18 protein-coding genes are annotated in these 20,592 nt (G+C 68.1%); 12 read left to right on the forward strand and 6 right to left on the reverse strand.

Features of this window, described 5'->3' with window-relative positions:
* Positions 1-25 precede the first annotated feature (25 nt).
* Positions 26-1,762: a R3H domain-containing nucleic acid-binding protein gene (locus CYFUS_RS53860; RefSeq protein ID WP_095985312.1), complete on the forward strand. Its 1,737-nt coding sequence runs from the start codon at positions 26-28 to the stop codon at positions 1,760-1,762.
* Positions 1,763-1,777: 15 nt separating this feature from the next.
* Here the strand turns inward: CYFUS_RS53860 and CYFUS_RS11790 are convergent, their stop codons facing one another.
* Positions 1,778-2,845, reverse strand: a complete 1,068-nt coding sequence (locus CYFUS_RS11790; protein ID WP_095985313.1) for a hypothetical protein — start codon at positions 2,843-2,845, stop codon at positions 1,778-1,780.
* A gap of 185 nt (positions 2,846-3,030) precedes the next feature.
* On the reverse strand, positions 3,031-3,513 hold the full coding sequence (locus CYFUS_RS11795) for a hypothetical protein (RefSeq protein WP_095991954.1): 483 nt from the start codon (positions 3,511-3,513) through the stop codon (positions 3,031-3,033).
* A gap of 283 nt (positions 3,514-3,796) precedes the next feature.
* Here CYFUS_RS11795 and CYFUS_RS11800 point away from each other — a divergent pair, with 283 nt between their 5' ends.
* Positions 3,797-5,086, forward strand: a complete 1,290-nt coding sequence (locus CYFUS_RS11800; protein WP_232537505.1) for a ThuA domain-containing protein — start codon at positions 3,797-3,799, stop codon at positions 5,084-5,086.
* Positions 5,087-5,136: 50 nt separating this feature from the next.
* Here the strand turns inward: CYFUS_RS11800 and CYFUS_RS11805 are convergent, their stop codons facing one another.
* Entirely contained in the window at positions 5,137-5,907 is a 771-nt protein-coding gene (locus tag CYFUS_RS11805; RefSeq protein ID WP_095985315.1) for a hypothetical protein, read from the reverse strand.
* Between the two features lie 248 nt (positions 5,908-6,155).
* Between CYFUS_RS11805 and CYFUS_RS11810 the strand changes: the two genes are divergently transcribed.
* The 5 genes from CYFUS_RS11810 (at position 6,156) to CYFUS_RS11830 (ending at position 10,975) form a co-directional block, all read left to right on the forward strand.
* Positions 6,156-7,484 carry a cytochrome ubiquinol oxidase subunit I gene (locus CYFUS_RS11810; protein WP_198316550.1) on the forward strand — a complete coding sequence of 443 codons (1,329 nt, stop codon included), beginning with the start codon at positions 6,156-6,158 and terminating at the stop codon, positions 7,482-7,484.
* Positions 7,474-8,466 carry a cytochrome d ubiquinol oxidase subunit II gene (locus CYFUS_RS11815; protein WP_095985317.1) on the forward strand — a complete coding sequence of 331 codons (993 nt, stop codon included), beginning with the start codon at positions 7,474-7,476 and terminating at the stop codon, positions 8,464-8,466. Before CYFUS_RS11810 ends, CYFUS_RS11815 begins: the two co-directional genes overlap by 11 nt.
* Before the next feature lie 78 nt (positions 8,467-8,544).
* Positions 8,545-9,150 (forward strand): DUF488 family protein, encoded by a 606-nt coding sequence (locus CYFUS_RS11820; RefSeq protein WP_198316551.1) that lies wholly within the window; start codon positions 8,545-8,547, stop codon positions 9,148-9,150.
* A 29-nt stretch (positions 9,151-9,179) separates the two neighbouring features.
* Entirely contained in the window at positions 9,180-10,058 is an 879-nt protein-coding gene (locus CYFUS_RS11825) for a hypothetical protein (protein WP_232537506.1), read from the forward strand.
* Positions 10,055-10,975: a type VI immunity family protein gene (locus CYFUS_RS11830; protein WP_232537507.1), complete on the forward strand. Its 921-nt coding sequence runs from the start codon at positions 10,055-10,057 to the stop codon at positions 10,973-10,975. The genes CYFUS_RS11825 and CYFUS_RS11830 overlap by 4 nt, the downstream gene beginning before the upstream one ends.
* A 79-nt stretch (positions 10,976-11,054) precedes the next feature.
* Here the strand turns inward: CYFUS_RS11830 and CYFUS_RS50525 are convergent, their stop codons facing one another.
* A complete protein-coding gene (locus CYFUS_RS50525) occupies positions 11,055-11,708 on the reverse strand; it encodes a hypothetical protein (protein WP_157758392.1) in 654 nt (217 codons plus the stop codon).
* 173 nt (positions 11,709-11,881) lie between these two features.
* Here CYFUS_RS50525 and CYFUS_RS11840 point away from each other — a divergent pair, with 173 nt between their 5' ends.
* Both CYFUS_RS11840 and CYFUS_RS11845 read left to right on the forward strand, forming a co-directional pair.
* On the forward strand, positions 11,882-12,802 hold the full coding sequence (locus CYFUS_RS11840) for a type VI immunity family protein (RefSeq protein ID WP_232537508.1): 921 nt from the start codon (positions 11,882-11,884) through the stop codon (positions 12,800-12,802).
* A 52-nt stretch (positions 12,803-12,854) separates the two neighbouring features.
* On the forward strand, positions 12,855-13,571 hold the full coding sequence (locus CYFUS_RS11845; protein WP_095985318.1) for a double-CXXCG motif protein: 717 nt from the start codon (positions 12,855-12,857) through the stop codon (positions 13,569-13,571).
* A gap of 46 nt (positions 13,572-13,617) precedes the next feature.
* On the opposite strand, the gene CYFUS_RS11850 is transcribed toward CYFUS_RS11845, so the two are convergent.
* Entirely contained in the window at positions 13,618-15,399 is a 1,782-nt protein-coding gene (locus CYFUS_RS11850) for a DUF885 domain-containing protein (RefSeq protein ID WP_095985319.1), read from the reverse strand.
* Positions 15,400-15,518: 119 nt separating this feature from the next.
* On the opposite strand from CYFUS_RS11850, the gene CYFUS_RS11855 reads away from it, so the two are divergent.
* The 3 genes from CYFUS_RS11855 (at position 15,519) to CYFUS_RS11865 (ending at position 19,250) form a co-directional block, all read left to right on the forward strand.
* Positions 15,519-17,159, forward strand: coding sequence for an AMP-binding protein (locus CYFUS_RS11855; RefSeq protein ID WP_095985320.1), 1,641 nt, complete (start codon positions 15,519-15,521; stop codon positions 17,157-17,159).
* Positions 17,160-17,263: 104 nt separating this feature from the next.
* Positions 17,264-17,815 (forward strand): DUF2378 family protein, encoded by a 552-nt coding sequence (locus tag CYFUS_RS11860; RefSeq protein WP_157758393.1) that lies wholly within the window; start codon positions 17,264-17,266, stop codon positions 17,813-17,815.
* A gap of 172 nt (positions 17,816-17,987) precedes the next feature.
* Positions 17,988-19,250, forward strand: coding sequence for a hypothetical protein (locus CYFUS_RS11865; RefSeq protein WP_095985322.1), 1,263 nt, complete (start codon positions 17,988-17,990; stop codon positions 19,248-19,250).
* 1 nt (position 19,251) lies between these two features.
* On the opposite strand, the gene CYFUS_RS11870 is transcribed toward CYFUS_RS11865, so the two are convergent.
* Positions 19,252-20,589 carry a phospholipase C gene (locus CYFUS_RS11870; protein WP_095985323.1) on the reverse strand — a complete coding sequence of 446 codons (1,338 nt, stop codon included), beginning with the start codon at positions 20,587-20,589 and terminating at the stop codon, positions 19,252-19,254.
* Positions 20,590-20,592: the final 3 nt, after the last annotated feature.

Below are 20,592 nucleotides of genomic sequence, written 5' to 3' on the forward strand. Positions count from 1 at the left end.
GAAAGGGTGCACCTTGAAGGGCGTCATGAGTCCACGTGCCACCGTTCCTCCTGATGACTTCCTTCTCCTCGTGGGCGTGCTTCCCGAGGCCCTGCAGGACGCGGTCCGGGAGCTGCCACCCGGCGAGGTGCTCGAGGTGGTGATGGACCTGGGCCGCCCGCCCGAGGCGCGCCTCGTCGGGGGCGTGGCCAGGCTGTCCGAAGCCCCCGTCACCCGCAAGGAGCTGGAGCAGGTGATCGCCCAGGTGGGCAGCGTGGGCGAGGACAACCGCGCCGGCATCGAGCGCACGCTCCACCGCGTCTCCGCCATCCGCAACCGGCGGGGCAAGGTGGTGGGCCTCACGCTGCGCGTGGGCCGCGCCATCTTCGGCACCATCGACATGCTCAAGGATCTCATCGCCTCGGGCCAGAACATCCTGCTGCTCGGCCGGCCCGGGGTGGGCAAGACGACGAAGCTGCGCGAGGTGGCGCGCGTGCTCGCCGATGACCTGGGCAAGCGCGTCATGGTGGTGGACACCTCCAACGAGATTGGCGGCGATGGCGACATTCCCCACCCGGGCATCGGCGGCGCGCGTCGCATGCAGGTGTCTCGGCCGGATCGCCAGCACGACGTGATGATCGAGGCGGTGGAGAACCACATGCCCGAGGCCATCATCGTCGATGAGATTGGCACCTCGGCCGAGGCCGCCGCGGCGCGCACCATCGCCGAGCGCGGCGTGCAGCTGGTGGCGACGGCCCACGGCAACACCTTGGAGAACCTGGTGCTCAACCCCACGCTGTCCGACCTCGTCGGCGGCGTGCACACCGTCACGCTCAGCGACGAGGAGGCCCGGCGCCGCCACACGCAGAAGACGATCACCGAGCGCAAGGGGCCACCCACCTTCGACGTGGTGGTGGAGATGGTGAGCCGCGACGAGGTGCGGGTGCACCGCGATACCGCCGAGGCCGTGGATCGGCTGCTCGCCGGCGAGGTCCCCGGAGGCGAGCAGCGCCAGCTCGTCGGGGGACAGGTGGAGGTGACGCCGGCCTCCCCGGTGGACAGCCCCCGGTCGGTCCGGGGCGCCCCATCGCAGGCCCGGCCGCCCCCTCCGCCGATCCGTCCGCTCGCCGCTCCGTCCCGGCTCGCCTCGGGCAAGGGCCGGCCCGCCGCGCCAGAGGCCCCGGCCCTCGAGCCCTCCTCACGGGAGGAGGCGGGGAGCAGACAGCCGGGGCTGCGTCAGGGCACCACGCGCTTGTACGCGCACGCGGTGAGCCGCGATCTGCTCGAGCGGGTGCTGCGCGACATCGCGGTGGACGCGAAGGTCATCGGGCGCCTGGAGAGCGCGGACCTCATCCTCACGCTGCGCTCGCGGGCCAATGATCCGAAGCTGCGCAAGCTCGCGGGCAAGGCGGGGGTGCCGGTGCTGGCCATCAAGCGCAACAGCGCGTCGGAGATGCGGCGGGTGTTGCGCGACGCGTTCCTGCTGGCCGAGGGGGAGAACGAGGAGCGGGTGCGCGAGGCGGTGCTGGAGGCCGAGGAGGCCATCCAGCGTGTCCTGCGGGAGTCGGTGGTGGTGCCGCTGGCCCCGAGACCTCCGCGGCTGCGCAAGCTCCAGCACCGGCTCGTGTCGCGCTACCACCTGGAGGCGGTCAGCCACGGCAGCGAGCCCCAGCGCCACCTCGTCATCTACCCGCTCGGCGCCCTGGTGGACGCGCCGCGCGAGCCGGAGTTCGAGGACGAGGGGGCGGACGACGACGGGGCCGAGCAGCCCGCGACGAACTGAGCGGGGCGCGAGCGCTCAGGGGGCGTTCGGATCCCCCAGGCCCTTGAAGGGGTTGAACGTGTACGTCGTGGCGAAGCGTGAGGACGGGCTGAAGTAGATCGCCGCGAGCTTCGCCGGATCCGTGGCGATCTCACCCCGCGCGACGGCGCCGTCATCCCCGTCGTCCCAGCCCCAGGGCGCGTTCGCCGAGTTGGTTCCGCACTGACCCGCGATGTAGCCGCAGCCCCCGCTGGTGTCGCCGCGGAACGTGCCATCGGAGGCGAACAGCTCGGACAGGGAGCGGCGCGTCCACAACCCCTCGGAGCCGTAGATGTCGATGAGCTTGTAGCGCACGTCCGAGTCGGTGGCCGACGAGGGCTCCTCGGCGGTGGTCAGCGAGGGGTAGTACTTCACGCCATCGCCGTTGATGTCGTAGTACGGCCAGGCCTTGAGCCCGTGGCCCTTGGCCTCCTGGGCGGTGATGGGGTGCTGGACGCCCTCGAAGTCCGCGGTGGACAGCTTGCCGTCGAGCGACTCCGCGCCCGAGGTGAGCGGACTGCCGTCCGGCGTGTACGAGAAGAAGTCCTTGTGCGCCACGGTCACGGCGCCCACGAGCGAGCCGTACTCCGTGCCATTGCGCTCCACGATGAGCAGCACGCCCTCGCCGTCGTTCTCGTGCTCCGAGTCGAAGATGGAGTCGAACCAGTCGCGCGGGTGGAAGAACGTATAGACGATGTACCAGTGCGAGCTCGTCTCCACGACGGACTGGTAGGCATAGGCGGGGAGCGCCCTGGACGCGGCGTTGTCCCAGTTGTTCGTGCCGCTCCAGTCCCCGTCGAAGTCGACCCGGGTGATGTAGTCGGCCTTGCCGCTGATTCCATGCGAGCCCGTCACGTCCACGTCCTGGTAGTGGATGGGGGCCCAGCGCTTGGCGAGGGCGGCGCGGAACGCGGCCGAACCAGCGCTGCCCGCGAGCGCTCCCCGGGTCTGCCCAAGCGCTTCTTCTTCCGACGTGCTCGCGCCGCAGGCGGACAGCAACATCACGGCGGCGGGGAGGACGGCGCGTGCGACGAATCCACGACGAGGGCGGCGAATGGAAAACATAAGGGGTTCTTCCTTTCTCGCGCCGCACTAAATGCTCGCCGGGCTGGTGGGGTAAACTACTTTTCTGGGTTTCACCCGATTTTTTCCCGCGCGATGCGCAACCGCCAGGAAGCGGCCCTCACGACAACCGACGCCCGCGATGCTTCGCGGACGGCGGAGGAGCAACGTTGTTGCGTGGGGGGTGCTTACATCGGACCCGCGCACTTGGCGGTGTGAACGCCCGCGGGGCACCAGAAGTTGCGGATGTTCAGGCCGTCCTTGGTGCCGGTGCGCGAGGTGCAGGCGTTGGGGGTCCAGTTGGCCTCACGCAGGGTGATGCGGTTGGGACTGGGGGCGGTGTCCACATCCGCGACGAAGGCGGCGTGCCCGTACACGTGCGACGTGGGGATCATCGCCACACAACCCACGTGGGCGTGGTTGCTGTTGATCACCGCGACCTTGTCGCTCCAATAGGTCAACCCATACGGGAGGTTGGGCGCCCTGCACCGGGCGAACAACACACAGTTGTCGCAGTAGTCCGTGCAGGCCGCGGACTCCGCGGTGGCGGTTTCCTCCGAAACCTGGGGCGCCACGTCCTCCATCTCCATCTCGGTGCCGCCACATCCGGTGGTGGCGAGCGCGAGGGTGAGCAGGGACAACGAGAGGAGCCGCGTGGGGGACGAGATCATGGTGGAGGGTTCTCCGGGGACGGGTGGGTGCGAACGCTGCGGACCGGGCACCTCCATCCGGAAGTGCCCTCATGAAAAAGGACAGCCCGGACTTCCAGCCGTCCCAGGAAAAAGAATTAAAGCGGGAATATTGCTGGTCCGAGCCATCCTGGGGTAGTCAAGGGTGTGCCCGATCCCATCCAGGGACACGGGTACACCCTGCGGGATGGACACCGGGTGCCGTGTCGTCCGTCGCCCCGTCGATCGCGCAGAGAATCGGAAGGCTCCGCGGATGACTCCAGACATGAAGAACAATCGGGTCTCGCACCCGCTCGTGCTGCTCGTCGTGTGCTTCCTCGCGTTGCTCCCGCGGGAGGGGCGGGCCGAGGGGCGCGAGGTCCCCGGCCTCGCCCCGAGCTTCAAGGTGCTGGCTTTCTACAATGGCACCTGGGACGCGGCCCACATCGACTTCGTCAGGGAGGCCAACCTCTGGTTCCCTCAGCTCGCCGCGCAGAACGGCTTCTCCTATACGGCCACCAACAACTGGAATCAGCTCAACGCCACCACGCTGGCCCAGTACCAGGTCGTGATGTTCCTGGATGACCTGCCGCAGACCGCGGCCCAGCGTTCCGCGTTCCAGCAGTACATGCAGGCGGGGGGCGCCTGGATGGGATTCCACGTCAGTGCCTTCACCACCTCCCCGGCGGACTGGAGCTGGTACCACCATCAGTTCCTCGGCTCGGGCTCGTTCCAGTCGAACACCTGGGGCCCCACCACCGCCGTGCTGAAGGTGGAGAACCGCACGCACGCGTCGACCGTGAACCTCCCGGCGACCTTCACCTCGGCGGTGAGCGAGTGGTACAGCTGGAGCAACAACCTGCGCTCCAACGCGGACATCCAGGTGCTCGCCTCGGTGGACCCCGTGAGCTTTCCGCTCGGCACCGATCCGAACCAGTCCTGGTACAGCGGCGACTACCCCATCCTGTGGACGAACAAGAAGTACAAGATGCTGTACGCGAACTTCGGCCACAACGCGATGAACTACTCGAACAACACGCCGCTGTCGTCGACGTTCGCCAGTGCGATCCAGAACCGGTTCATCCTCGACGGGCTGAAGTGGCTGGGGGGGAGCGGAGGGACGCCGCCCCCTTCTCCGGGTCCGATCTCTCCGACCGCCTGGTATTCGGTGGTGGGCCTGGGCGCCGGCAAGTGCGTGGACGCGAGGTCCGCCGCCTCGGCGAATGGCACCGTCATCCAGCAATACACCTGCAATGGCACCCAGGCGCAGCACTTCCAATTCCAGCCGACCAGTGGTGACCAGGTGCGCATCAACAGCCGCCTCAACAGTGCCCAGACGCTCGACGTGACGGATGTGTCCACGGCCGATGGCGCGCCGATCCAGCTCTGGGTCTACAGCAATGGCAACAACCAGCAGTGGCAGCCCGTGGCGGAGGCCGGTGGGACCTACCGCTTCGTCAGCCGCCACAGCGGCAAGTGCCTCACCGCCACGGGCTCCGCCGACAGCACCCAGTTGGTGCAATACACCTGCAACGGCAGCCCCTCGCAGTCGTTCTCCCTGACCCAGCAGCCGTAAGGGGGCCGCCGTCCCCGCCCCGGGTGCATGGAGGGCGGGGCGCTCTCCCCTCAGCGGCCGCGCGGGGCGGGGCGACGTGCCGCCGCGGGGCTCTGCCTCGGGAGGATCCCGGTGCGCACCACGGGGTCTCCCGGCTCGAGCAGGGTTCCCTCTCCGCCCACCATCACCGGCGGTTCGGAGCCGGTGAAGTAGAGATCGGTGTTGGGCGCCTTCACCACGAGGGAGGCGAGGCCGATCTCCGGGTGGATGATGACGTGCTCCGCGTCGAGGGTCCGTCCGCCGATGGTGAGGTTCCGGGTGCCTTCGCGTGAGAGCGTCACCGTGACCTTGCGTGGCTTGGGCGTGGTGGCGAGGGCCTGGAGCTTCACGTCCTCGCCCTGGCGCAGGCGCGGCATCAGGTTCTTCGCGGCCAGGACGAAGCCCACGCCGGCGAAGGTGCGGCCCGGCTCCACCTTCAACTTCTCGTTGTAGCGGCGCGTCTTGCCGTCCTTGACGAGGGTGCCCGTGGCGCGCCCGCTGCCGAAGTCGATGTCGAACTGCCGCGTCGCCGTGCCGCCCTTGAGCTCCCGCCACCGCCAGCGCTCCTGGGCGAGCTCCGGTTTCTGGGCGAAGATGGCGAGCTCCTCGATGCGCCGTCCGTCGTTGTAGTCGTACGTGAGCAGGACGTGGAGCCGTTCCCCCTCGGTCCACTGGGTGAGCATTCCCTTGCCCAGGGGTTGGCCCGCGGGGGTGCTCACCGACAGCTCGCGGGTATCGTTCTTCTCCGGATAGCGCTGTTCCAGCGCCCAGGCCGGAGAGGCGAGCCCGCACAGCAGTCCCATGCCAAGCAGCAGTCTTCCACGCAATGAACGAGAGGTCTGACCCATGCCCGGGAAGATGAGGAGCGCGCGGCCTTTCGGGGAGCACGGCGCGAGGCACTCCAGCGGCCACCTTCCCGCCCGGGCTCCAGGCGAGCGTGCGCGGCGCGACCCGCCCCGCGACCCGAGGGCGAGCCCCTTGTTCATCCGTGGGTAGTCATTAATTTTAATTATTGCGTAATAATAGAGCATAAAACAGATTCATCCATGACATGGATCTGCTCTACGCGCGCGCACAGATGGGGCTGTCCCTCGCCTTCCACATCCTCTTCGCGGCCGCGGGCATCGCCCTGCCGCTGCTGATGGTGCTCAGCGACCTGAAGGCGCGGCGGACGAGGGATCCGGACTACACGGCGCTGAGCGTGAAGCTGGCGAAGGGGACGGCCATCCTGTTCGCGGTGGGGGCGGTGAGCGGCACGGTGCTGTCGTTCGAGCTGGGGCTGTTGTGGCCTGGCTTCATGGGTACCTGGGGCGAGGTCATCGGCCTGCCGTTCGCGCTGGAGGGGACGGCCTTCTTCACCGAGGCGGTGTTCCTCGGCATCTACCTGTACGGACGCGATCGCATCTCGCCGGGGCTGCACCTCTTCTCGGGGGTGATGGTGGCGCTGAGCGGCGCGGCGAGTGCCTTCTTCGTCACGCTCGTCAACACCTTCATGAATGATCCGGTGGGCTTCACGCTCACGGCCACGGGGCCGGTGGACGTGGACCCCGTGGCGGCGATGTTCAGCCCGGGCTGGGTGCACCAGACGACCCACACGCTCGTCGCGTGCTACCAGGCGAGTGCCTTCGCCATGGTGGGCATCCACGCGCTCGTGTTGCTGCGCCATCCGGGCCTGGCCTTCCACCGCAAGGCGCTGTCGGTGGCACTGCCGCTGGCATGTCTGTCCGCCCTGGTGCAGCCGCTCGTGGGCCACCAGTCCGCCGAGCACGTGGCCCGGGCGCAGCCGGTGAAGCTCGCGGCGGCGGAGGCGCTCTTCGAGACGCAGCGGGGCGCGCCCCTGAGCGTGGGGGGCCTGCCGGACATGGAGACGGGCACCCTGCGCTACGCGCTCGAGCTGCCCCGGGGCCTGTCGCTCCTGGCGTTCAGCGATCCCAACGCCGAGGTGAAGGGGCTGGAGGAGTTCCCCCGGGACGAGTGGCCTCCGGTGACCAAGGTGCACCTGGCCTTCCAGGTGATGGTGGGCGCGGGGGGCGCCATGGCGCTGCTGGCGCTGGTGACGCTCGTGCTGCGCTGGCGCCAGGGAGCCTGGCCGGACGGGCGGCGGATGCTGGGGGCGTGGCTGGTGTGCGGGCCGCTCGGGGCGGTGGCGATGGAGGCGGGGTGGCTCGTCACCGAGTGGGGCCGCCAGCCGTGGATCCTCCGGGGGGTGATGCGCACGGCGGACGCGGTGACGCCGGTGGGCCCGCTGGCGGTGCCCTTCTGGACGTTCACGCTCGTCTACCTCTTCCTGGGCGTCATGGTGGTGTTCCTGCTGGTACGGCAGGTGTCGGGCACGGTGCCGCACGGGCGCGAGTCGCACGAGGTGGCCCATGCCCACTGAACTGCTGCTGGGAGGTGTGTTGGTGGCCGCCCTCGTCCTCTACGCGCTCTTCGGGGGCGCGGACTTCGGGGGCGGGGTGTGGGACTTGCTGGCCTCGGGGCCGCGCCAGGCGAAGCAGCGGGAGTTGATCGCCCGGGCGCTCGGGCCGGTGTGGGAGGTGAACCACGTCTGGCTCATCCTCGCCGTCGTCATCCTCTTCTCGGCGTTTCCCCGGGCCTTCGCGGCGCTGTCGGTGGCGCTGCACGTGCCGCTGACGTTGCTGCTGCTGGGCATCGTGTTCCGCGGCACGGCCTTCACCTTCCGCACCTACGACGCGCGGGCGGACCGGGTGCAACGTCGCTGGGGGCTCGTCTTCAGCGGGGCGAGCGTGTTGTCGCCGGCGCTGCTCGGGCTGTGCGTGGGGGCCATGGCGGGGGGCGAGCTGGGAGGAGGGGAGCGCGCCCTGTTCTCCGGATGGCTGTCGCCCTTCGCGCTGGCGGTGGGGCTGTTCGCGTTGTGCCTGTTCGCCTTCCTGGCGGCGGTGTACCTCACTGCGGAGACGAACGAGCCCGCGCTCCAGGAGGACTTCCGGCGCCGGGCGCTGGGGGCGGGCGTGGCGGTGTTCGTGGCGGCGCTCGGAGTGCTGGTGCTCGCGCGAGGGGGAGCGCCCCGGGTGTGGGTGGGGCTGACGACCTCGTCTTATGCGCTGGCGCTGCACGCGGCGACGGCCGTGGTGGCGGTGCTCGCCTTCGGGCTGCTGCTCACCCGGCGCTTCGCGTGGGCGCGCGTGGCGGCCGCGGCGCAGGTGGGTCTCATCGTCGCCGGGTGGGCGGCCTCTCAGTACCCGTACCTCGTGGTGCCGGACCTCACCCTCCAGTCGGCGGCGGCGTCGCCCGTGGCCCAGCGCGTCCTGCTGATGGCGCTCGCGGTGGGCGCCGCGTTGATCTTCCCCTCGTTGCTGTTGCTGTTCCGGGTCTTCCGCGCGCCGCCCAGGACGTCCTGACGGGCGGCCACCTCACCGAGCCCCTGCTTTTCATCGTTCCTTCCCATGCCCACCTTGGAGCCAGGGAAAGGCCAGGAGATGGACACGGAGCGACCGAGACGCAGGGCGCCGGGCTGGGCGAAGGCGCGCATCTACACGGTGGGCCATTCCACGCGCTCGGCGGAGGAGCTGGTGGAGCTGCTCCAGGCGCATGACATCCAGACGCTCGTGGACATCCGCACGGTGCCCCGCTCGCGGACGAATCCCCAGTTCAACCGGGACACGTTGCCCCGGACGCTCGCGCGGGCGGACATCCGGTACGTGCACCTGGCGAGACTCGGAGGACTGCGGCGCGCGCGGGCGGACTCACCCAACGGCGCGTGGCGCAACGCCAGCTTCCGAGGCTATGCCGACTACATGCTGACGGACGAGTTCACGCGGGGGCTCGAGGAACTGAGGGAACTGACTCCGGACGGGCCGCTGGCGCTCATGTGCGCCGAGGCGGTGCGCTGGCGGTGTCACCGTTCGCTCGTGGCGGACGCGCTGTTCGCCCGGGGCGTGGAGGTGCTGCACATCACCAGCCGCACCCGCGCCGAGCCGCACAAGCTCACTTCCTTCGCGCGACTGCACGGCAGGCAGGTGCTCTATCCCGAGGACAGGACTTCGTCCGCGGACCTGTCCGCGCCGAGTGCATCGGGGAGTTGAGGGCGCGAGCCTGGGCCCAGTCCGCCATCGTGGACGGGAACGTTCTTGCCATCCTCTTCGTCCGTGGTTCGTTCTCGGCGCTCATGCTGCCTTCGGTCCGCTCCGGCTGTTCCCGGTTCATCCTCCTGCTTCTGAGCTGTGCGCTGCTCGGCTCGTGCGCGGCCCATCCCCGGCACTCCGGCTTCTCCGGTGGGGCCTTGCGCCTCGACTCGGAGACGGCAGGCCGCATGCGCCATGCCGCGGCCTTGAAGAGAGCGGCGGGTGTAGTGGTCTCCACAGTCGCCGCGGCCTCGACGATTGGCCTCCTGGCTCCCGAGGTCCTCGGGTTTTTCCAGAACGATGAGGAGGAACTCAGTCGGTTGGAGGTAGCCCTCCTGGAGTGTGTCCAGCGAGCGGAGCGGGACATCAACGCCGAGCGCTTTGGCTACGGCGCCCCAACCGCTGCGGACTGCAATGCGGTGGTGGGGGTAGACCGGTGTGGCAGGCCCATCTACCAGTCCATGGAACTGGGCAACTTGAAGCACGCCCGAGCCCTCGCTTGTATGCAAGACATCCTGAAAGAACTCTGGCCCGGCCCCTTCAGCATCGAGCAGCGGTATCGGTTCTATCGCCATGCCAAGGTCCTCGAGACGGTCAGCCGAGAGCAGGAGAAGCGCCTTCTCGATGCGGACTGTGCCGAAGAGCTACGGGGCACCATCAAGCCCGATGTTGTCCTCCACGCGGACCGCCATCTTCTCCAGGCCATCCTGATCCTGGATCTCAAGTTCCCTTGCTCCGGAAGCGGGAAGCCCAAGTGGACGGAGTATGGTGACAAGAGTGCCTATGCCGGTTCGAGTCAGGATCGAATCTACCAGGAAGCGTTGGGCGGAAAATCCTTGATGTTGTCTCCAAAGGGGATCTTCGAATGAGCGAGCGCTACCCTGTGGTGCAAGTGCGTGGAATAGATGGGCAAATCACCGTTCGAGATGGTCTCATCCTGTGCTTCTTCATGCGGCGCAAGCATAAGGAAATCGCTCAGAAAATCTGGCATTCTCTACAGATCTACTTGCGTTCCATTCCCACTGAAGCACTGGCCTGGTACGTATCTCCAGAGGGAGACACGTTGCTGTTGAATGAACAGGGCTGGATGCATATCCGCGAGAAGATCCTGGATCGCCCTTGGGCTCAGGCTTGCCATGTTGAACTGTTGCAGCTGGAGTCTGGAGCGGGGGGCTACAATTTCGAATATGATGGCTACGAAATTGATCCCCTGTGTGACTATGACGAGAAAGCGGCCTGCGCCATCGCTTTCTCCCTGCCCACGGAGTATCTCCTGGAGCACGGCGCGGACAAGGTCCGAACTCTTGCCCTGGAACTGTCTCGCGATCTGCCCTTCAGCTTTGGCTACGCCAGCCTGGCCTTCGTTGCCCCCAGCGGGCAGTGGTACTCGGTCCGCAGGGAGTTGCTGCCCCTCCTCGAGCGTTACTGGGGGTTCGACCTCTACAGCCTCGGCAGGACCAGCCGAGTCATTGGCACCGGTGCCCGTGGCGCCTATTGGCTCACCTTCATGGGCCAGCCCCTGCTGAACCAACTCGGTGGCCTGGAGGTGCTGCGCCGCGAACTGCCTTTCCCCGAGGTCTCCTTCGAGTCCCTGGAAGGCGAACGCCTGCTCCTCACCCTGGGCGAGTGGCCCAGCCCCATGGATATCCGCGAGCACATCGTCCGACCCCACTTCAGGGCCCTCGCCCGTCTCCTGGAGCCCTACTTTCCCGCGGAGACAAACGGCCTGACCTCTCTGTTGGACAACCGCAACATGGGCCGTTGGCTCCGCCGCTTCTGCCTGTGAGCCGAGTCCACCATGGGAGGATGCACTGTCATGCGACTTCTTCTTCGCACGTGCTCACCGCGTATGGTTTGTTGACAGCCTATATGCTGCCCTTGCTCCGCTTCGGCTGTTCCCGGTTCATCCTCCTGCTTCTGAGCTGCGCGCTGCTCGGCTCGTGCGCGGCCCATCCCCGGCACTCCGGCTTCTCCGGTGGGGCCTTGCGCCTCGACTCGGAGACGGCAGGCCGCATGCGCCATGCCGCGGCCTTGAAGAGAGCGGCGGGTGTAGTGGTCTCCACACAGTCGCCGCGGCCTCGACGATTGGCCTTCTGGCTCCCGAGGTCCTCGGTTTTTTCCAGAACGACGAGGAGGAACTCAGTCGGTTGGAGACAGCCCTCCTGGAGTGTGTCCAGCGAGCGGAGCGGGACATCAACGCCGAGCGCTTTGGCTACGGCGCCCCAACCGCTGCGGACTGCAATGCGGTGGTGGGGGTAGACCGGTGTGGCAGGCCCATCTACCAGTCCATGGAACTGGGCAATCTGAAGCACGCCCGAGCCCTCGCTTGTATGCAAGACATCCTGAAAGAACTCTGGCCCGGCCCCTTCAGCATCGAGCAGCGGTATCGTTTCTATCGCCATGCCAAGGTCCTCGAGACGGTCAGCCGAGAGCAGGAGAAGCGCCTTCTCGATGCGGACTGTGCCGAAGAGCTGCGGGGCACCATCAAGCCCGACGTCGTCCTCCACGCGGACCGCCATCTTCTCCGGGCCATCCTGGTCCTGGACCTCAAGTTTCCTTGTCCCGCGGGCAGAGAGCCCAAGTGGACGCAATATGGAGACACGAGCGTCTATGCGGGTTCCGATCAGCGAGAAATCTATGGGGCCGCCTTCGGTGGAAAGGCACTGATGATGTCTCCGAAGGGAATCTTCAAATGAGCGAGCGCTACCCTGTGGTGAAAGTGCGTGGAATAGATGGGCAGCCCACTGCCCGAGACGGTCTCATCCTGTGCTTCTTCATGCGGCGCAGGTACCCGGAGATTGCTCAAACGGTCTGGCTTGCTCTGCAAACCTATCTGCGTGCCATCCCTTCTGGTTCTCTGGGATGGTATGTGGATCAACAGGGAGACATGCAGTTGCTGGATGAGCAGGGCTGGATGTATATCAATGAAAAAATCCTGAATCGTCCCAGGGCCCATGCCTGTCACGTCCAATTATTGCAATTCGATATTGGGGTGGGGGGCTACAACTTCGAGTATGACGGCTACCAGCTTGACTCCCAGCTCCTCAATGACGAGAAAGCGGCCTGCGCCATCGCTTTCTCTCTGCCCACGGAGTATCTCCTGGAGCACGGCGCGGACAAGGTCCGAGCCCTGTCTCTCGAACTAGCTCACGACCTGCCTTTCAGCTTTGGCTATGCCAGCCTGGCCTTCGTTGCTCCTAGCGGGCAGTGGTACTCGGTCCGCAGGGAGTTGTTGCCCCTCCTTGATCGCTACCGGGGCTTCGACCTCTACCACCTCGGCACGACCAGCCGAGTTATCGGCACCGGTGCCCGCGGCGCCTATTGGCTCACCTTCCTGGGCCAGCCCCTGCTGAACCAACTCGGCGGCCTGGAGGTGCTGCGCCGCGAACTGCCTTTCCCCGAGGTCTCCTTCGAGTCCCTGGAAGGCGAGCGTCTGTTGCTCACCCTGGGCGAGTGGCCCAGCCCCATGGATATCCGCGAGCACATCAGCCGGCCCCACTTCAGGGCCCTCGCCCGCCTCCTGGAGCCCTACTTCCCCGAGGAGAAGATTGGCCTCACCTCGCTATTGGAAAATCGCAACATGGCCCGTTGGCTCCGCCGCTTCTGTCTGTGAGTGTCCGTCAGTCCTTCACGCTTCTGCCAGGATTGAGTTGAGGGAAGCGCGTATGAAGTATTTCAGAGTCGAGCAGGACCGGTCCTCTCGCTACACGGGCGATGTTGACGGCGCGCACAAATGGGGCCTTCCAGGCATCTTCTGCTGCCCTGTCTGTCAGGCCACCTGGAGCGGCGGCTCCAAGACATACCCCTCGGTGGATTTGACTTCAGTCTCCCAGATGGCTGACTTCGAAGACGCTCGAGCCGAGCCCATCGAGGAGTACGAAAGACTGAGTGAGATGGTACGCCCGCTGCTTCCTTCTGGTGCCATTGTGGAGCCGGGTTCTTCCTTTGGTCCGCTCATGGGAAAGGCACGGGGTTCCTTCGGGTCGTTTGTCACGCCGGTTCCCTGGTGGCTGCTGGTTCGTCGTGAGTCACTGGAGAAACTCCAGGCCGGGGGTCTACGCGGTCTCAAGGGATGCCCAACCCAATTGCGCTTCCGCCAGCATGCCTCGCCGGAGTTGCTGGAACTGGAACTCCTCCCCGTGGGTCGGCTCCACCCGGATTGTCTGCCCCCGGAGCGCAAACCGCTCTGCGCTCGCTGTGGCCGCCGTGGTATTCGCTTGCCCGAAACCCTCTTGCTGGACGCCGCGACCCTTCCCCACGATCTGGACGTCTTCCGGCTGGAGGACTTCTCTACCGTCATCCTCTGCACCGAACGGTTTGTCGATGCCTGTCTGCGCTTGGGGCTCGACGGTGTGACCTTTCAACCCCTGTCCGTGAAGTGAACCAGGCTGTACGCGGCGGATGTCCGTGACGGCCTGGCCTCCCGGCTCATTTGGCTGGAGAGCGCGCCGCCAGGACTGCGGGGATGAACTCCTCGCGCACGGCCCGGGCCAGCAGCTCCGGCGGCAGCAGCCCCTGGTTGACGAGGAAGGTGTTGAAGGCCTGGCGATCGAACTTCGTCCCGAGCGCGAGCTCGGTCTCGGCGCGCAGCTCCAGCAGCCGCGTGTACCCGTAGAAGTAGCTGCCCGCCTGTCCCGGGGATCGGGACGTGTATCGGTCAATCTCCTGCCGGGCCAGGGGCACGGACAGTCCCACCTGCTCGGTGAGGATGCGCAGGGCCTCCTCGGGTGAAATCTGTCCCAGGTTGAGCATGGGATCGAGCATGGCGCGGGCCGCGCGCAACAGGCGGAACTGCAGGGCGATGAACTGGCCGTCGAGGGGCTCGTACGGGAGCATCTCCGCCTCGGCGTAGAGCGCCCAGCCCTCGACGTTGACGGAGTTGAAGGCGAACAGGCTCCGCGCGAGCGACACGCCCCGCTCCATCATGGCGGCGAACTGGAGCTCATGCCCCGGGCGGCCCTCGTGGGCGGAGAGGCTCCAGGCCGCCGCCCCGAAGGAGAAGTCGTCCGAGGGCCCCTCCTGGCCGCCTGCCTTCGAACTGCCCAACGACAGCACGAACTGGCCCGGCCTTCCGCTCCCGCCCACGAAGTCGGGTAGCTGCATGTAGGGGGCGGGATGCGCGGCGCTCTCGGCCTCCGAGGCCATGCGCATCACCACCGGACGCGGGGGCAGCTCCACCACCCGATGCTTCGTGATCGACTTCTCCAGCTCGCCGAGCACCTCGCGGTAGTGTCCCTCGAGCCGCTCCCGGCCCAACTGCTCCTTCTTCAACGCGCGCAGCACACCGAGCGTGTCCGTGGCCGGCAGCCGCCGGGCCTTCGCCACGAGTGGCGCCAGGGCCGCCATCTGCGCGCGCAGCTCCACGAACGCCACCTGCGCGCGGCGCACCAGTTGCTCGGGAGGCAGGTCGATGCCCATCTGCCTCAGCTTGAAGGCATACAGCTCGGGCGGCAGGCGGACGTCCTCGCGCGCCCGGGGCAGCACCACCTCGCGCCGCCAGCGCGCGTCCTCCTCCACCTGCTTCGCGAGCGCCGCCAGGGCGGGCTCGGCGCCCTCGAGCTTGTACTCCGTGAACAGCTCCCGGATGCCCCGCACGTAGGTGGGGGCCTCGCTCATCGCCCGCTCCAGCGCGGGCTTCACCGGTCCGAGCCGCTCGGGGTGGGCGAGCCCTTCCTCGAAGCGCGCCCGGGCCAGGTGCGTCAACGGGGTGCTGCCCGGTTCCAGTCCCACGTAGCGCCGCAAGCGGGACAGGGCATGGGCGCGGCGCTCGGGGGGAACGTCCTCCTGGAGCAGCTCGCGCAGGCCGAGGAACATCACCTGGGGTGCGTCCACCCAGTGCAACAGGTAGCGCTCCTGGAGCGTTGACTCCTGGATGGCCTCGTCCACGGCGTCCACGAGGATGCGCAGATCCTGGCGGACGTTCGGATCCTTCTCCGCCTCGAGCCGCTGCTCCAGGGTGGCCTTTGCCTGGGTCATGGCGGCGCGCTTGCGCCCAGCCACTCCGGGACCCAGGTCCATCACCTGCTCGTCCCGCCCGGTCATGCCGAGTGCCGAGGCGTCCTCGGGGTCGAAGCGCGCCAGGAGATCCAACAGCACCCGGGCATTGGCGTCACTGCGCGCCATCCACTCGGGCTTGCCCGCCTGGGGCCGTGCCGGGGCCGTGGAGGCCATGAGGCAGAGCACCAGTCCCGCGATCCTCCGTGAATCCATGTCGTCTCCCGCTGGGCGTGAACCCCGGTCCGCCCTGTCCTGACGCGTCAAGCGGTGGAGCCATTGCGTGGGACGTCGCCCTTGCGAGCCTCGCCGTGTCGCGAACATCATCCCGGCCCATGCCCGCTCCTTCCTATGTCCACGGTATCGGCACGACTCCGTTGCTCGGCGAGACCATCGGCCAGAACCTGCGCCGCACCGTCGAGCGCTGGGGTGACCGCGAGGCGCTCGTCGTCCTCTCCCAGGGCTATCGGGCCACGTGGCGCGAGTTCTGGGAGCAGACCAGCCGGGTGGCGCGGGGCCTGCTCGCGCTCGGGGTGCGCAAGGGGGACCGGGTGGGGCTCTGGTCCCCCAACCGCTTCGAGTGGGTGGTGACGCAGTACGCGGTGGCGCGCGTGGGTGCCATCCTCGTGAACCTCAACCCGGCGTACAAGACGGCGGAGCTGGAGTACGCGCTCAACCAGTCCGGCACCGAGGTGCTGTTGTTCGCCCGGGGGTTCCGTCAGGCGAACTACCGGCAGATCCTGGACGAGGTGCGGCCCCGTTGCCCGGCGCTGCGCCTCGCGCTGATGCTGGAGAGCGACTGGGAGGCGCTGTGCACGGGCGGTGACGAGGTGAGCGAGGCCACGCTCGCCGAGCGCGAGGCCTCGCTCCAGTTCGACGATCCCATCAACATCCAATACACGTCCGGCACCACGGGGTTCCCCAAGGGGGCCACGCTCAGTCACCACAGCGTGCTCAACAATGGCTTCTTCGTGGGCGAGACGCTGCGGCTCGGGCCCGAGGACCGGGTGTGCGTGCCCGTGCCCTTCTACCACTGCTTCGGCATGGTGATGGGCAACCTGGCCTGCTCGTCCCACGGCTCGACGCTGGTGATTCCGGGCGAGGCGTTCGAGCCGCTCGCGGTGATGCGGGCGGTGGGGGCCGAGCGCTGCACGGCGCTCTACGGCGTGCCCACCATGTTCATCGCCGAGCTGGATCATCCTCGGTTCGGTGAGTTCGATTTCTCCACGCTGCGCACCGGCATCATGGCCGGCTCGCCGTGCCCCATCGAGGTGATGAAGCAGGTGCAGTCGCGCATGAACATGCGCGAGGTCACCATCTGCTACGGCATGACGGAGACCTCGCCCGTGTCCACGCAGAGCGCGGTGGATGATCCACTCGACAAGCGCGTCACCACGGTGGGCCGGGTGCACCCGCACGTGGAGGTGAAGGTCGTCGATCCGGCGACGGGCGGGGTGGTGCCGCGCGGCTCGCCCGGGGAGCTGTGCACGCGCGGCTACAGCGTGATGCTCGGCTACTGGAACAACCCCGAGGCCACCCGCCAGGCCATCGACGAGGCCGGCTGGATGCACACCGGTGACCTGGCCACCCTGGACGAGGAGGGCTACGTGAAGATCGTCGGCCGCATCAAGGATCTCATCATCCGCGGCGGCGAGAACGTCTACCCTCGCGAGGTGGAGGAGTTCCTCCATACCCATCCGGTCATCAGCGAGGCCCAGGTCATCGGCGTGCCCAGCGAGAAGTACGGCGAGGAGGTCATGGCCTGGGTGAAGCTCAAGCCGGGCGCCACCGTCACCCACGAGGAGCTCACCCGCTACTGCACGGGCCGCATCTCCACCTTCAAGATTCCCCGCTACTGGAAGCTCGTGGAGGAGTTCCCGATGACCGTGACGGGAAAGGTACAGAAATTCCGGATGCGAGAAGTTTCGGTGGTGGAGTTGGGGTTGGAAGCGGCCGCTTCCATCCGCACGGCGTGACGCGAGGGTCGGAATCTGCACTCTAATGCGGGCCGCCCCCCACGTGCCCAGGAGCCTTGCCGGTGCACCCTTCGTCCCCCTCTGATCCCGGAATGGAGCAACTCGTGGCGTTGGCCCATCCCACGGACACCTGCCGGGGCATGTTCTTCAACGGCCTGCTGGACGCCGCGCGCTCCCTGGGCGGCGAGCCGCTGCGGGCCCGATGCCTCGCGGCCGCGGGTGAGCGCAAGTTCGTGGACTTCTTCAGCTACCCCATCGCGGACTTCCTGCGGTCCGTCTTCCTCGCCGCGGAAGTGCTCGGCCCGACGCATGGGGGCACCGAGGCCGTCCTGCACCTGCTCGGGCGGCGCGCGACGACGGACTTCGCCCAGTCCACCGTGGGCAAGACGCTGCTCGCGCTTGCCGGCCACGACCCCGGGCGGGTGCTCGCCGCCATCCCCAATGGGTGCCGGGCGTCGCTGAGCTACGGCGAGCGCTCGTTGGAGATACTGGAAGAAGGGCACGCCCGGTTGCTGGCGCGCCGGGACTTCATGCCCCTGCAGTACAACGAGGGGATGATCACCGCCGCGATCGAGCTCTCCTCGGCCCGCGACATCCAGGTGCGCGGCGAGCGCCGGGGCGTGCTCGACGTCGATTACGAGGTGCGCTGGTCGTGAGGGGCCCGTTATGGGAAGCGCCCGCCTGGTCGCTCTCCGTGTCGAGACGTGTCGGGTGGGCGCCGGGGGGGGGCTGGGGAACCCCGGAATACCTCCGGTTCGCGACATAATCCGCGCCTTCCACCCGTTGCGAGGGGATGAGGCTCGAAGCAGACGGAGAAACGAGGACGCGATGGGTGTGAAGTTGCTGCTGGCGGGTTGGTACGGACAGGAAGACGCGCTCTCGGGTCCCGAGGCACCCCGTCCCTGGTTGCGGCGCGTGGAGGCCTGGCTGCGCGAGGCCGCGGGAGACGAGCTGGAAGGCACGCGGGTGGTGGAGAGCGCGCAGGGCCCCATCCTCCTGTCGAGGCTGCATCCGGCCGCGGACGACGTGGCCATCGTGGCCGCCGGACAGGGGCGGGTGGTGGTCTCGGCCAACACCTCCATGGTGGGGCCCGGCTATCACCGCTACCTGTGCGATCTGCTGCATGCCCTGGGCGACGCGCTCCAGGTGGACTGGGCGGACTCGGCCATCACCACCGCGGGGGTGGGAGACCCCACGGGTTACTTCCATACGGGGGACGCGAGCGGTATCGCCCCGCGCATGCTGGCCTGGCTCGGGGAGATGGCGGGCCGGGTGTTGGACTTCCGCAAGCAGGGCCACTCGGGGGCCATGTTGTCGCTGCGCGCCGGGCATGGTTTCGAGCACCCCGGGGCCGTGCTCACGCCCCTGGGGCCTCGTGACGAGGCATGGCTGCGGGCCGTCCGGGAGGATCCCTCGCGGGGCCAGGACATCTTCCCCTGGTGGGAGCCCGGCCGGAGCGCGGCGGAGAAGCTGGGCCGCGCGCTCAGCCGCATCTGGACGGAGATGGTGTGGCGTCCGCCCCTGCTCGAGGAGGAGCGCCAGCTCTTCCGCGACGTGGCCCGGTGGCTGGAGCAGGCGTGGCGGGAGGACCCGTCCCTGTCCTACCCCTGGCGCGAGTGGCAGCAGGTGCTGGGCTACCTGGGCGTGGGCGGGACGCTGGCCGAGGAGGTGTCCCGGCGCGCGTCGGCCGCTCCCTCGGGTCCGCTCATCGGCTACCGGCGCGGCTCGGTGCAGGTGACGCTGCCCCAGGGGTGGGAGATCCGCATCCCCGGCTCGCTGGCCGAGCAGCGTCTGGCGGACGGCAGTTGGGTGGCGAGGGATCACCGCCGCAGCGTGCGCTTCCTGCCGTTGCAGGACGTGGGGGGCATCGCCCCGGGGCCCGAGCAGGAGCTGCCCTATGAGTTCCAGCACCGGGGCGAGCGGGTGAAGGGCCGGGCCACGTTGCAGAGCGAATCGGGGGAGTATCGGCTCACGGCGCTGTGCGAGGCCGGGGCGCACCGGGCCCTGTGCGTCGTCAGCTTCGATGACCCCGAGGAGCAGGAGTGGGCGCTGGGCACCTGGCGCTCGTTGGATCACGCCGTCGCGGCGTGAGTCACGTCTCCGGGGGCACCGTGGCCAGCTCGGGGTACTTCGCCTCGGCGGGGAGCGGGCCCTCGTGCCGCTTGAGCTCGAGGGCGGCCTTCTGGAAGGCGCGCTCGCTGGCGGAGCGGGGGGGCCGTCTCATCGAGGGCTGGGGCGCGCTCGCGTGCGGCACCACGGTGGGGAAGGCCCGGAGCGTGGGGACGTCCGACAGGGCCTCGGCCACGCTGCGGATGCCCTGGGCGCGGCGGTGGTTGACCGAGGCCGAGTAGTCCTCGGGCCCCGCGCCGAATTTCTCGGCGAACAACTGCAAGAGCGAGGTGTGATCGAGCGGGCCGTGGAAGGCCCGGCCCGGCCGGACCCAGGGCGAGACGATCAGCCCGGGGACGCGGGGGCCCGTCGTGGTGAAGGGCTCGGTGTAGTGCGCTCCCGCGGCGATGGGCTGCTCGATGGGCAGGGGCGGCACGTGATCGAAGAAGCCGCCGTGCTCGTCATAGGTGATGATGAGCAGCGTGCGTGCCCACTGCTCGGGGTCGCGCGTGAGCGCCGTGTACAGCCGGTGCACGAGCAGCTCGCCCTGGCTGACGAGCGCGAGCGGGTGGTTGCAGTTGGCGGGCTCGTCCGTCCAGGCGATGTCGTAGTAGCGCGGCTCGATGAAGAGGACCTGGGGCGCGGAGTCCGGGGGCTCCTCGCGCAGGTCGCGCGCGAGCGAGTCGAAGGGGCGGTACTTCGAGCCCAGCAGCTCCGTGAAGCGTCCGAACAGCAGGAAGAAGGGCGGGCCGTCGTAGTAGACGCGCCAGCGCACGTGGTGGCGGTCCAACCAGTCGAAGACATGGTCCCGGTGGGGCAGCAGACGGGACTCGGTGCGATCGATGAGGGTGTCCCCCGTGAAGGCCATGCAGCGGTTGGGCTGGGTGTCCGCCGGCAGGGGGGTGAACCAGCGGTCGCAGACGCAGTACTCGCGGGCGAGGAAGGAGGACATCCACGCCCCCCGCGAGTCGAAGTAGCCCATGGGCGGCGAGTGCTGGGCCCGGTGCTGGGTATAGGTGACGTAGGCGTCGACGAAGCCGGACATGCGGAACCTGCCGCTCGTGCTCCGGGCCAGCTGCCGGGCCACGAGCTCCCGTTGATGGGGCGGATCCCGGATGACCGACGCCTCGTCCTCGATGAGGAAGGGGCGGTGGACGCGGTTCTCGAAGACGTTGGCGTAGCGCGGATTGACGTCCGGCTCGCGCAAGCCGTCCACGTCCGGGTGGAGGTTCTCCAGCGACAGATGCCCGAGCAGATGGTCGAACGACCGGTTCTCCAGCATCAGCAGGACGATTCTCTGGATTCCGTCGAGCGCGGCCATGGC

Origin of the sequence: Cystobacter fuscus, from assembly GCF_002305875.1 — a bacterium.
Classification (GTDB): domain Bacteria; phylum Myxococcota; class Myxococcia; order Myxococcales; family Myxococcaceae; genus Cystobacter; species Cystobacter fuscus_A.

What these genes read in the sequence shown, in the direction of transcription:
- CYFUS_RS11790 (WP_095985313.1), bottom strand. Translation starts at nt 2,845, where the DNA reads ATGTTTTCCATTCGCCGCCCTCGTCGTGGATTCGTCGCACGCGCCGTC.
- CYFUS_RS11805 (WP_095985315.1), bottom strand. Translation starts at nt 5,907, where the DNA reads ATGGGACTGCTGTGCGGGCTCGCCTCTCCGGCCTGGGCGCTGGAACAG.
- CYFUS_RS11830 (WP_232537507.1), top strand. Translation starts at nt 10,055, where the DNA reads ATGAGCGAGCGCTACCCTGTGGTGCAAGTGCGTGGAATAGATGGGCAA.
- CYFUS_RS11810 (WP_198316550.1), top strand. Translation starts at nt 6,156, where the DNA reads ATGGATCTGCTCTACGCGCGCGCACAGATGGGGCTGTCCCTCGCCTTC.
- CYFUS_RS11820 (WP_198316551.1), top strand. Translation starts at nt 8,545, where the DNA reads ATGGACACGGAGCGACCGAGACGCAGGGCGCCGGGCTGGGCGAAGGCG.
- CYFUS_RS11800 (WP_232537505.1), top strand. Translation starts at nt 3,797, where the DNA reads ATGAAGAACAATCGGGTCTCGCACCCGCTCGTGCTGCTCGTCGTGTGC.
- CYFUS_RS11855 (WP_095985320.1), top strand. Translation starts at nt 15,519, where the DNA reads ATGCCCGCTCCTTCCTATGTCCACGGTATCGGCACGACTCCGTTGCTC.
- CYFUS_RS11845 (WP_095985318.1), top strand. Translation starts at nt 12,855, where the DNA reads ATGAAGTATTTCAGAGTCGAGCAGGACCGGTCCTCTCGCTACACGGGC.
- CYFUS_RS11870 (WP_095985323.1), bottom strand. Translation starts at nt 20,589, where the DNA reads ATGGCCGCGCTCGACGGAATCCAGAGAATCGTCCTGCTGATGCTGGAG.
- CYFUS_RS11865 (WP_095985322.1), top strand. Translation starts at nt 17,988, where the DNA reads ATGGGTGTGAAGTTGCTGCTGGCGGGTTGGTACGGACAGGAAGACGCG.
- CYFUS_RS50525 (WP_157758392.1), bottom strand. Translation starts at nt 11,708, where the DNA reads ATGGCGGTCCGCGTGGAGGACGACGTCGGGCTTGATGGTGCCCCGCAG.
- CYFUS_RS11850 (WP_095985319.1), bottom strand. Translation starts at nt 15,399, where the DNA reads ATGGATTCACGGAGGATCGCGGGACTGGTGCTCTGCCTCATGGCCTCC.
- CYFUS_RS53860 (WP_095985312.1), top strand. Translation starts at nt 26, where the DNA reads ATGAGTCCACGTGCCACCGTTCCTCCTGATGACTTCCTTCTCCTCGTG.
- CYFUS_RS11795 (WP_095991954.1), bottom strand. Translation starts at nt 3,513, where the DNA reads ATGATCTCGTCCCCCACGCGGCTCCTCTCGTTGTCCCTGCTCACCCTC.
- CYFUS_RS11815 (WP_095985317.1), top strand. Translation starts at nt 7,474, where the DNA reads ATGCCCACTGAACTGCTGCTGGGAGGTGTGTTGGTGGCCGCCCTCGTC.
- CYFUS_RS11840 (WP_232537508.1), top strand. Translation starts at nt 11,882, where the DNA reads ATGAGCGAGCGCTACCCTGTGGTGAAAGTGCGTGGAATAGATGGGCAG.